This window comes from Patescibacteria group bacterium, from assembly GCA_034660655.1.
In the GTDB taxonomy this organism is placed as follows: domain Bacteria; phylum Patescibacteriota; class Patescibacteriia; order JAACEG01; family JAACEG01; genus JAACEG01.
In genome coordinates, this window is sequence record JAYEJU010000019.1 from 7,091 (window position 1) to 17,033 (window position 9,943).

The 9,943-nt window shown below is 30.0% G+C and carries 13 protein-coding genes and 1 pseudogene; all 14 read left to right on the forward strand.

Annotation, left to right across the window (positions count from 1 at the left end; all coding sequences use genetic code 11):
* Window positions 1-642: VCBS repeat-containing protein (locus tag U9O55_01170; protein MEA2088437.1), on the forward strand; the 642-nt coding region annotated here is incomplete at its 5' end.
* A 111-nt stretch (window positions 643-753) separates the two neighbouring features.
* Entirely contained in the window at window positions 754-1,782 is a 1,029-nt protein-coding gene (locus U9O55_01175; protein ID MEA2088438.1) for an NAD-dependent epimerase/dehydratase family protein, read from the forward strand.
* Between the two features lie 226 nt (window positions 1,783-2,008).
* Window positions 2,009-2,257: a Bro-N domain-containing protein gene (locus U9O55_01180; GenBank protein ID MEA2088439.1), complete on the forward strand. Its 249-nt coding sequence runs from the start codon at window positions 2,009-2,011 to the stop codon at window positions 2,255-2,257.
* Between the two features lie 48 nt (window positions 2,258-2,305).
* The gene (locus tag U9O55_01185) at window positions 2,306-2,488 is read left to right on the forward strand and encodes a hypothetical protein (GenBank protein MEA2088440.1); all 183 of its coding nucleotides are present in this window, start codon (window positions 2,306-2,308) and stop codon (window positions 2,486-2,488) included.
* Window positions 2,478-2,753, forward strand: coding sequence for a hypothetical protein (locus U9O55_01190; GenBank protein MEA2088441.1), 276 nt, complete (start codon window positions 2,478-2,480; stop codon window positions 2,751-2,753). Before U9O55_01185 ends, U9O55_01190 begins: the two co-directional genes overlap by 11 nt.
* An 8-nt stretch (window positions 2,754-2,761) precedes the next feature.
* Window positions 2,762-3,427, forward strand: coding sequence for a glycosyltransferase family 2 protein (locus tag U9O55_01195; GenBank protein ID MEA2088442.1), 666 nt, complete (start codon window positions 2,762-2,764; stop codon window positions 3,425-3,427).
* Window position 3,428: 1 nt separating this feature from the next.
* Window positions 3,429-3,773 carry a DUF2304 domain-containing protein gene (locus U9O55_01200; GenBank protein MEA2088443.1) on the forward strand — a complete coding sequence of 115 codons (345 nt, stop codon included), beginning with the start codon at window positions 3,429-3,431 and terminating at the stop codon, window positions 3,771-3,773.
* A gap of 20 nt (window positions 3,774-3,793) precedes the next feature.
* Window positions 3,794-4,939, forward strand: coding sequence for a glycosyltransferase family 4 protein (locus U9O55_01205; protein MEA2088444.1), 1,146 nt, complete (start codon window positions 3,794-3,796; stop codon window positions 4,937-4,939).
* A gap of 44 nt (window positions 4,940-4,983) precedes the next feature.
* A complete protein-coding gene (locus tag U9O55_01210; GenBank protein MEA2088445.1) occupies window positions 4,984-5,346 on the forward strand; it encodes a VanZ family protein in 363 nt (120 codons plus the stop codon).
* The gene (locus U9O55_01215) at window positions 5,343-6,545 is read left to right on the forward strand and encodes a glycosyltransferase (protein ID MEA2088446.1); all 1,203 of its coding nucleotides are present in this window, start codon (window positions 5,343-5,345) and stop codon (window positions 6,543-6,545) included. The genes U9O55_01210 and U9O55_01215 overlap by 4 nt, the downstream gene beginning before the upstream one ends.
* Before the next feature lie 73 nt (window positions 6,546-6,618).
* Window positions 6,619-7,998, forward strand: coding sequence for a cysteine--tRNA ligase (gene cysS / locus U9O55_01220; GenBank protein MEA2088447.1), 1,380 nt, complete (start codon window positions 6,619-6,621; stop codon window positions 7,996-7,998).
* A gap of 32 nt (window positions 7,999-8,030) precedes the next feature.
* Entirely contained in the window at window positions 8,031-8,243 is a 213-nt protein-coding gene (locus U9O55_01225; GenBank protein MEA2088448.1) for a hypothetical protein, read from the forward strand.
* 161 nt (window positions 8,244-8,404) lie between these two features.
* Complete coding sequence (locus U9O55_01230; GenBank protein ID MEA2088449.1) at window positions 8,405-9,373, forward strand: tRNA-dihydrouridine synthase; 969 nt, start codon at window positions 8,405-8,407, stop codon at window positions 9,371-9,373.
* A gap of 98 nt (window positions 9,374-9,471) precedes the next feature.
* A pseudogene (locus U9O55_01235) lies at window positions 9,472-9,804 on the forward strand (rubrerythrin family protein).
* Window positions 9,805-9,943: the final 139 nt, after the last annotated feature.

The window sequence follows — 9,943 nt, forward strand, 5'->3', positions numbered from 1 at the left end:
GTGAATGTCGCATCGGGAGACATTGACGGCGACGGCATAAGCGAAATAATAACAGGCGCTGGAAAAGGAGGCGGTCCGCATATCAGAGTGTTTGATATTGACGGGAATTTAATGTTTCAATTTTTTGCTTATGACAAAAATTTTCGCGGAGGCGTGAATGTCGCAGTGGGAGACATTGACGGCGACGGCATAAGCGAAATAATAACAGGCGCTGGAAAAGGAGGCGGTCCGCACATACGAATATTTGATCGTTTTGGAAGAGTGCTTTCGCAATTTTTTGCTTATGACAAAAATTTTCGCGGAGGCGTGAATGTCGCAGTGGGAGACATTGACGGCGACGGCATAAGCGAAATAATAACAGGCGCTGGAAAAGGAGGCGGTCCGCATATCAGGGTATTCAATGCGAGCGGATTTGTAAAATATCAATTTTTTGCTTATGATAAAGAAGATCATCATGGAATTAATGTCGCAGTTGGAGATATTGATAATGACGGCAAGTATGAAATTATTGCGTCGCCCAAAAAAGGAGGAGGAAATTTAGTAAAAATTTTTAATAAACAAGGAGCTTTAGTAGAAAGTTTGAATGTTTTTTCTAATCATTTTGACGAAGGCATTAACATTGCTATAATGAGCGTGGAATAATTTAATAAAAGATTTTTAGGATTTTTGGTATATTTAAGATTTTTAAGATAATAAATTAAATAAATTATCCTAAATATCCTAATAATCTTATTTAATAATATATAAAAATTTATGGCAGTTAAACAAATTTTTGATCACAAAAACATTTTAGTGGTTGGAGGGGCCGGATTTATTGGTTCGCATATATGCGAGCGTTTAGTAAAAAAGAACAAGATTATATGCGTTGACAATCTTTTAACAGGCAGTGAGAAAAATATTGATTTTTTGTTAAGAAACGCGAATTTTGAATTTGTAAATCACGACATTAATCAGCCAATAGTATTAGAAGATTTGCCTGGACTAGAAAAATTCAAGGTTCGCTGGCAAGGCGTGCAAGAAATTTATTATTTGGCTTGTCCTGCTTCGCCAAACAGATTTAATGAATTAGGAACAGAAGTATTACTGTCTAATTCTTTAGGACTGAAAATAGCTTTAGATTTGGCAGTTAAATATAAAGCTAAATTTTTATTTTTATCAAGTTCTGTTATTTATGGAAAATCTGTTTCAGGCGAAGAAATAGATGAAAATTATATGGGGATTGTTGATCCTTTAGGGCATAATAATTGTTATGTTGAAGGCAAAAGGTTTGCTGAAAGTTTAGTTGATAATTATAGAAAAAGGTATACTTTGGACGCGAAAATAGCAAGAGTTTTTACAACTTATGGTCCTCGTATGCAATTAACGGACGGAAGATTAATATCAGATTTTGTTTCGCGCGCTATGGAAAATAAAGATATCGTGATAGAGGGCGACCAAAACATAAAAAATTCTTTTTGTTATGTTGATGATTTGATAGAAGGTGTTTTTAAAATAATGAAATCAGAAGAAAAAAAGCCGATTAATTTAGGTAGCCAGGAAATTTTGCCAATAATAGAAATAGCAAAAAAAGTTATATCAAGTATGGAATCTAAATCTCAAATTGTTTTTAAGCAGCCAGATAAAGACAAGTCAGCTTCACACATTCCAAATATAGCTTACGCGAAAGAATATTTAGGATGGGAGCCGGTCGTGCTTTTAGACGCTGGTTTGAAAAAAACGCTTGATTATTTAAAAGCAAGCAAGTCTTTGCTTGGCTTCAGCGACAGTGGCACGAGAACATAATTCTCGTGATTTTAAGATTATTAGGATTATTAAGATTTTTAGGATAAAATTTTAATTTTGATTATAATTTTTAAGAATCAAAAAAACAAAATTATATTTATGAACATTTTAAATTTACTATAATTAAGACATGGCTAACACGCAAAATCAAAATACTCACTTTGCCTTATTTAATGGCAAAAAAATTCGCAGAACTATTTATCAAAAAGAATAGTGGTTTTCTGTTGTGGATGTTTGTAGTGTACTAACAGGAAGCGCGGATTCTGGCGCATATTGGAGAAAATTAAAACAGAGATTAAAGGAAGAGGGAAGCGAGGTCGTGACATTTTGTCACGGACTGAAATTAGAGGCTAATGATGGTAAAAAATACACAACTGACTGCGCTAATACTGAAGGTATGTTTCGTATAATTCAGTCAATTCCTTCACCCAAAGCTGAACCTTTAAAACGTTGGCTGGCTAAAGTCGGTTATTAGCGAATACAAGAAATAGAAAATCCGGAATTAGCAACTAAAAGAACAAAAATGCTCTACAAGCTCAAGGGTTATCCTGAGGACTGGATTGAAAAAAGAATGCGAGGAATTGCTATTCGCGAGGAATTGACTGATGAATGGCAAAAACGCGGAGCAGAAACTAATCGCGATTATGAAATATTGACCGCGGAAAATATCAAAAGTGACTTTTGGCATTACACCATTGGAATATAAAAGACATAAAAATTTAAAACAAGAAAATTTGCGTGATCACATGGATGATTTTGAATTGATTTTGACCATGCTTAGTGAAAGAACGACAACCGAAATCCACCGCACCAAAGATACAAAAAGCGTGCCGAAACTAAAAGATGACGCTAGAGTTGGAGGACAAATTGCCGGATCAGCTAGAAAACAAATTGAAAGAAAAATCAAGCGTTCGGTAGTTTCTAAAAATAATTTTTTTAAAAACAAGAAAATGAAAAAAATAAAAAAATAAATTTAATTATGAATATTTTTATTATAATTCCCGCTTTTAATGAAGAGAAAAATATAGGCGCTGTAATTAATGATATTAGAAATAAAATTCCAAATTCTAATATAATTGTTGTTGATGATTGTTCTAATGATAATACAGTCCATATTGTTGAAAATCAAAATGTGATTATTTTAAAACATATTATTAACCGCGGGCAGGGCGCGGCGTTGCAAACTGGTAATGAATACGCGATTCAAAAAAACGCTGACATTATAGTTCATTTTGACGGAGACGGCCAGCATTTAGCAAAAGACATTAAAAAAATTATTCAGCCGATTATAGATGATACAGCTGATGTTGTTTTGGGCTCTAGATTTTTGTCAGTTAAAAACAGAGTGCCAATGACAAAAAAATTTTTTATTTTAAAGCCGGCGTTGTTTTTTAATTTTATTTTTACTGGATTAAGATTGTCTGATGTCCATAATGGCTTAAGAGCGATGTCAAGAAAAGCAGCGCTAAAAATAAAAATCATGCAAGATAAAATGGCGCATAACACTGAAATTATTTCAGAAATAAAAAGAAAGAGATTAAGGCATAAAGAGATTTCGGTTGATATTGTTTATAATGAATATGGGCAGAATTTTTTTGACGGCTTGAAAATCATTAAAGATTTAATATTTAAGAAAATTTTATAGTATGTTAATCCAATTTATCATAATTTTATTTTCCGCTTTTGTTATTTTTCGCTTGATTGATAAATTTAAGAAAAAGGAAGTGTCAAACAAAGAATTTTATTTATGGCTGGTTTTTTGGCTTTCAGTCATAATCGCGACAATTTGGTTTAGGAAAACAGACATTATAGCTAAATTTTTTGGCGTTGAAAAAGGCGCTGATTTGGCGGTTTATATTTCCATAATAGTTTTGTTTTATTTAGTTTTTAAAATGGTAGTCAAGTTTGACAAAATGGAAAGAAATATTACTAAAATTGTAAGAAAAATAGCTATAGATAGACAGGAAAATAAAGACAGAAATAAAATTTAATATTTAATTTTTTTAGTAATATGCGCGTAGCTGAAATTGTTTGTGTTTTTTTTCCATATAAAGGCGGGATAGGAAATGTCGCGTTAGACAACGCTAAAATTTTGCGAAAATATAATAATGATGTTGTTGTTTTTACGCCTTATCATCGCGAAATAAATAAAAAATTTGATAAGAAAATTCAAGTTAAAAAATTGCTTCCTGTTTTAAAATACGGAAACGCGGCCGTTTTAATTTCATTATTTTGGCGTTTGAAAAATTTTGATATTGTTCATCTTCATTTTCCTTTTTTTGGATCAGTTGAAATTATCTGGCTGATGAAAAAATTTAAAATATTAAAAGCTAAGCTGATTATAACTTATCATATGGATGCTACGGCTGGTGGATGGCTTGGGAAAATTTTTAAATTTCACGCAAAATATCTAACGCCAATAATTTTAAAATCAGCTGATAAAATAATTGTTTCTTCTTTTGATTATTTAAAAAATTCCAATATAAAAAATTTGTTTGAGAAATATCCTGACAAATTTATTAAAATACCTTTTGGCGTTGACTTGAATCGCTTTAGACCAAGAGAAAAACCTATTGAGTTAATAAAAGAATATAATATTCAAAAAGATGAAAAAATAATTCTTTTTGTCGGAGGTTTAGATAAAGCGCATTACTTTAAAGGAATTGACAATTTAATAAAAGTTTTTTCTAAATTACAATTTTTTAATTGTCGTTTGATTATTGTTGGAAAAGGTAATATGAAGCTAAAATATGAACAAGAAGTTTTTGATTTCGGCTTAACAGACAAAGTAATTTTTGCTGATAAAGTTAATAATTACGATTTGTGTAAATTTTATAATTTAGCCGATGTTTTTGTTTTGCCGTCGATTAACAAAGCAGAAGCGTTTGGGGTTGTTCTTTTAGAAGCAATGGCATCAGGAATTCCAGTTATTGCTTCTAATTTAGCAGGCGTTAGAAGCGTAGTTAGAAATGGCGTTAATGGTTTTTTAGCTGAATCAAATAATGTTGATGAATTGGTTAAAAAAATAAGTTTATTATTAGCAAACAATGAAAAAGCAAAAATAATGGGAGTAAACGGAAGAAAAATCGCTAAGTCCGCGTATAATAAAGAAAAAATAGATAAAATGCTTATAAAAGTGTTTGAGGATATTTCATAAAATATATTTTTGGTATTTTTTTATTATAAAAAATAGTTCTTATTATGAAAAGAAAAATTTTTAACTGGTCGCTTGTTGCTGTTTGGATACTGGTTATTTTTTATTTTTCCAGCCAGCCAGATTTAAAATCAAGCTTGCCGAATTTGTGGGATTTGATTTTTAGAAAAATAGCGCATATTCTTGAATTTACTGTTTTAACTTATTTTTTAATAAAAGCTTTTAGCAATTATAATATTAGTAAAAAAAATATTTTTATTTTTTCTTTTGTCGCGGCAGTCGTCTTTTCCATTAGCGATGAATTCCATCAGAGTTTTATTCAAGGAAGATGCGGAGCAATTAAAGATGTTTTTATTGATTTTATTGGCGTTGCATTATGTTTGATTATTTATAAAAAAAGTAATTTATGAAAGTTTGTTTAATAAACAATTTGTATCATCCTTTTGCGCGAGGCGGAGCTGAAAGAGTTGTTGAAAATATTGTTAACGGCTTAAAAGAAAAAGGGCATGATGTTTTTGTAATTACTTCCAAGCCTGCTTTTAAAAAAATAAAAAATAAAAATACAAAAGTTTATTATTTTTTTCCATTAAATTTATTTTGGATTGGAAATATTGGAAAACATAATTTTTTATGCCGTTTAGTTTGGCATTTTTTTGATATGTTTAGTTTGCATAGCTATTTTAAAATCAAAAAAATTTTACAAAAAGAAAAACCAGATTTAGTGATTACTCATAATTTAAAAGGAATTGGATATTTGATTCCAAAAGCGATAGATAAGCTTGGTATTAAATATTTTCACACTTTGCACGATGTCCAACTTGCTATCCCAAGCGGAATTTTAATTAAAGGAAAAGAAAATAATTGGCAAAACAGATTTTTTTTAACTAAATTATACGAAAAAATAAACAAAAAATTATTCTCTTATCCGCAAGTTGTGATTTCGCCTTCTGATTGGCTTTTAGATTTTTATTCTAAAAAAGATTTTTTTCAAAAACAAAAAAAAATAGTATTAAGAAATCCAACCTGCAAATTTCAAGTTCCAAATTTCAAATTACAAACAAATTCCAAATTTCAAATCTCAAATTCCGTATTTACCTTTTTGTATGTTGGGCAGATTGAAAAGCATAAAGGAATAATTTTTTTGATAAATGTTTTTAATAAATTGTCTAAACAAATAAAAAATATTGATTATAAATTAGCTATTATTGGATCGGGTGTTGAATTTGAAAAAGCAAAACAGATATCAAAAAATAATCCAAGGATTATTTTTTTAGGAAAACGCCATCATAACGAACTGAACAAATTTTTTGTTCAGGTAAATTGTTTAGTTGTTCCGTCTTTATGTTATGAAAATTCGCCGACAGTTATTTATGAAGGTTTAAGTTTTGGTATTCCTGTTTTAGCTTCTGATGTTGGAGGAACAGCGGAATTGGTTAAAGAAGGGGAAAACGGGTATATTTTTAAGGCTGGGAATGAAGATGATTTATTGCAAAAAATGAGATTTTGTTTAGAGAACAAAGAGAGAATTAAAAGCATGAAAGAATCATCAAAAGCGAGTATTTCTGATTGTAATATTCAAAATTATATTAGTAAAATTATGAATTTATAGTTTTTTTATTGCTTTTTATTAAATTATAAAGTAAATTTATAATAAGGTTAATAGATAATCCATTAATTTTTTTATGCTTAAAATTTATAATACATTAAATAGAAAAAAAGAAATCTTTAAACCAATAAAAAAAGGCAAAGCAGGTGTTTATACTTGCGGACCAACAGTCTATAATTACGCGCATATTGGAAATTTGCGATGTTATATTTTTGCTGATATTTTAATAAGAGTTTTGCGTTATGATAAATATAAAACAAAATGGGTAATGAATATTACGGATGTCGGGCATTTGACTTCTGACGCTGATGAAGGCGAGGATAAATTGGAAAAAGGAGCATTGCGTGAGAAAAAAAGCGTTTGGGAGATAGTTGAATTTTATACAAATATTTTTAAAAAAGATATTAAGCTATTAAATATAGCAAGTCCGGATGTTTGGTGCAAAGCAACAGATCATATTCAAGAGCAGATAAATTTGATTAAAAAATTGGAAAAAAAAGAAGTTGTGTATAAAACTTCAGACGGAATTTATTTTGACACTTCTAAAATAAAAGATTATGGAAAATTAAATGGAATGGATTTAGAAAATATTCAGGAAGGTAAAAGAGTATGTTTGCGCGAGAAAAAAAACGCGACAGATTTTGCTTTATGGAAATTTTCCACAAAACATAAAAAACGCCAAATGGAATGGAATTCTCCATGGGGAGTCGGGTTTCCAGGATGGCATATTGAATGTTCTGCAATGAGCATAAAATATTTGGGCGAGCATTTTGATATTCATACAGGCGGTATTGATCATATTCCAATACATCATACTAATGAAATAGCGCAATCAGAAACATCAACTGGCAAAAAATTCGTAAATTATTGGATGCACGGTGAATTTTTAGTAATAGGCGCTAAAGACAAAATGGCAAAGTCTGGAAAAAATTTTATAACATTAAAAACAATTGTTGAAAAAAAATTTAATCCTTTGACTTACAGATATTTATGTTTTTTAACTCATTACAGAAAACAGCTTCAATTTAGCTGGGAGGCTTTAAACTCAGCGCAAAACGCATTGAATAATCTTTACGAGAAATTTATTGATTTAGGCAAAGAGGTTGGGAAAATTGATAAAAAATTTCAAAAAGAATTTAACGATTTGATTAATGATGATCTTAGTATGCCATTGGTTATTGCTTTATTGCAAAAAGTTTTTAATTCAAATATTAAAGCTGAAAACAAGAAAGCGACTGTTTTAGAATTTGACAAAATTTTAAAATTAAATTTTGATAAAGTAAAGAGAAAAAAAATACCAAAAGATATAATGGAGCTGGCTGGAGAAAGGCTAAAGGCTCGCAAGAAAAAAAATTGGGAGTTGTCGGATAAGTTAAGAGATGAAATTGAAAGTAAGGGGTATGTCATAGAAGACATTTTTAAAAATAAATATACTATTAAGCCAAAATTTAATTAATTCATATATTTTAATTTATTTTTTAAAATTTTATGTTTGAAAAATTTTTTGCAAAATTTAAGGCAAAACAAGAAGTTAAAACTCCGCAAGAAAAACCTGTTGAAGAAGAAAATAAAATTGAAGAACCTGTTGAAAGTAAAGAAGAAGCAAGAGAGGAAAGCAATGAAGATGGTAATGATAGCCAAGCAGTAGAGGAAAAAGATGACGAGGAAGGAAAAAAGACATATCAAGAGCCATCAGAATAAGTAAACTGTTTTAAAAATAATTTAATTTAGCTTTAAATAAAAATTAAAAGCTGTTTTTTGTTTTGTATTGTCATTCCGTGCTTGCTTGTCCCTCTTGTTGCGGGGGTACGGAATCTATTTTGTAAATTTACAGATTCTGAATTTCTTGCCTACCGACAGGCATGAAAATCAGAATGACAAATTTTGATATGGAAAATAATTTTTGGCAGGCGTTAGACAAACCTATTTTAGCATTAGCTCCAATGGCCGGAATTACAGATTCTTGTTTTCGCCAAATTTGTAAAGATTTTGGCGTTGATGTTGTTTATTCAGAAATGGCGTCTTCGTCAGCATTGAAATTTAGTTCTAAAAAAACTTTAGAACTTTTAAAATTTAAAAAAAAGGAAAGACCCTATGTGGTTCAGCTGTTTGGCAATAATTCAGAACATTTTGCTGTTGCCGTAAAAATTGTTATGCAAAAGATAAAGCCAGATGGAATAGATATCAATTTTGGATGTCCAGTGAAAAAAGTTTTTAAACAAGGGGCAGGCGTTGCGTTAATGCTTGATTTGAATTTGTCTAAAAAAATTATTAAAGCAGTTTGCGCAAACAGCAATGTTCCTGTTTCAATTAAAATTCGTTCCAAAATTCAAGATAAGACAGCAATTAATTTTGTAAAAAATTTGTCTGGTTTTCCAATTAAAGCGATTATGGTTCATGGCAGAAGCTATGAGCAAGGATTTAAAGGCGAGATAGATATTGAAGTTATCAAAAAAATTAAAAAATTTTTTAATGGAATTGTTTTAGCTAATGGCGGAATTGATTCTCCGGAAATAGCAAAAAAAATATTAGTTACAAGCAAAGCTGACGGTTTGGGGATTGCCAGAGGTTCTCAAGGCAAGCCTTGGATTTTTTCTCAAATAAAAGATTATTTAAAAACAGGAGAGTATCAAGAAAAAACGCAAAAACAAATTTTTAAAATTGCCTTAAAACATAGCAAAATGGCTTATCAGCAAAAAGGAAACTTTGGAATAATAGAAATGCGAAAGCATCTTTGCTGGTATGTAAAAAATATGCCCAACGCTTCATCGCTTCGGCAAGAAATAATAAAAGCGAAGAATATTACTGATATTGAAAAAAATTTAAGATAATTTTGAAATTCGTGATTTTTGAACAATTTTGTTTAATATTTTGTATTTTTTATTGTCGGGCGTATTTTTAAAATGTTTAAGAAAATATTTAAAATTTATCCACAGCTAAAAATTTAAAAGCGTCTATTGCTGGCGAAAATTACGAACATTCAGAAATGTATCCAGAGTTTGCCAAAGTCGCTGAAGAAGAAGGGCTAACAAAAATAGTGCAAAGATTGCGTTCAATTGCCAAAGCAGAAGAGCATCATGAAGAAAGATATAAAAAATTATTAGCGCAACTTGAGGCAGGGACTATATTTAAAAAAGATCAAGAAACATCTTGGGTTTGCAGAGAATGCGGATATGTTCATCAAGGAAATCAAGCCCCTTTAAAATGTCCTTCTTGCGACCATCCGCAGTCATATTATCAAGTCAAATGCGAAGAGTATTAATTAAAATTTATATACTGAAATAAATTTTTGATTTGGATTGTATTAATATTAATATGAAGCTGTTTGATTTAAGCGATGAAAAATTAATTGAAATAATTCGCGAAGAAAATAAAGAGCTATACAGTGAAATTATTAAGCG

Excerpts from the sequence above, each read along its gene's own strand:
- U9O55_01195 (MEA2088442.1), top strand. The coding sequence starts at position 2,762 with ATGAATATTTTTATTATAATTCCCGCTTTTAATGAAGAGAAAAATATA.
- U9O55_01225 (MEA2088448.1), top strand. The coding sequence starts at position 8,031 with ATGTTTGAAAAATTTTTTGCAAAATTTAAGGCAAAACAAGAAGTTAAA.
- U9O55_01230 (MEA2088449.1), top strand. The coding sequence starts at position 8,405 with ATGAAAATCAGAATGACAAATTTTGATATGGAAAATAATTTTTGGCAG.
- U9O55_01205 (MEA2088444.1), top strand. The coding sequence starts at position 3,794 with ATGCGCGTAGCTGAAATTGTTTGTGTTTTTTTTCCATATAAAGGCGGG.
- U9O55_01200 (MEA2088443.1), top strand. The coding sequence starts at position 3,429 with ATGTTAATCCAATTTATCATAATTTTATTTTCCGCTTTTGTTATTTTT.
- U9O55_01185 (MEA2088440.1), top strand. The coding sequence starts at position 2,306 with ATGCTCTACAAGCTCAAGGGTTATCCTGAGGACTGGATTGAAAAAAGA.
- U9O55_01215 (MEA2088446.1), top strand. The coding sequence starts at position 5,343 with ATGAAAGTTTGTTTAATAAACAATTTGTATCATCCTTTTGCGCGAGGC.
- U9O55_01175 (MEA2088438.1), top strand. The coding sequence starts at position 754 with ATGGCAGTTAAACAAATTTTTGATCACAAAAACATTTTAGTGGTTGGA.
- cysS (MEA2088447.1), top strand. The coding sequence starts at position 6,619 with ATGCTTAAAATTTATAATACATTAAATAGAAAAAAAGAAATCTTTAAA.
- U9O55_01210 (MEA2088445.1), top strand. The coding sequence starts at position 4,984 with ATGAAAAGAAAAATTTTTAACTGGTCGCTTGTTGCTGTTTGGATACTG.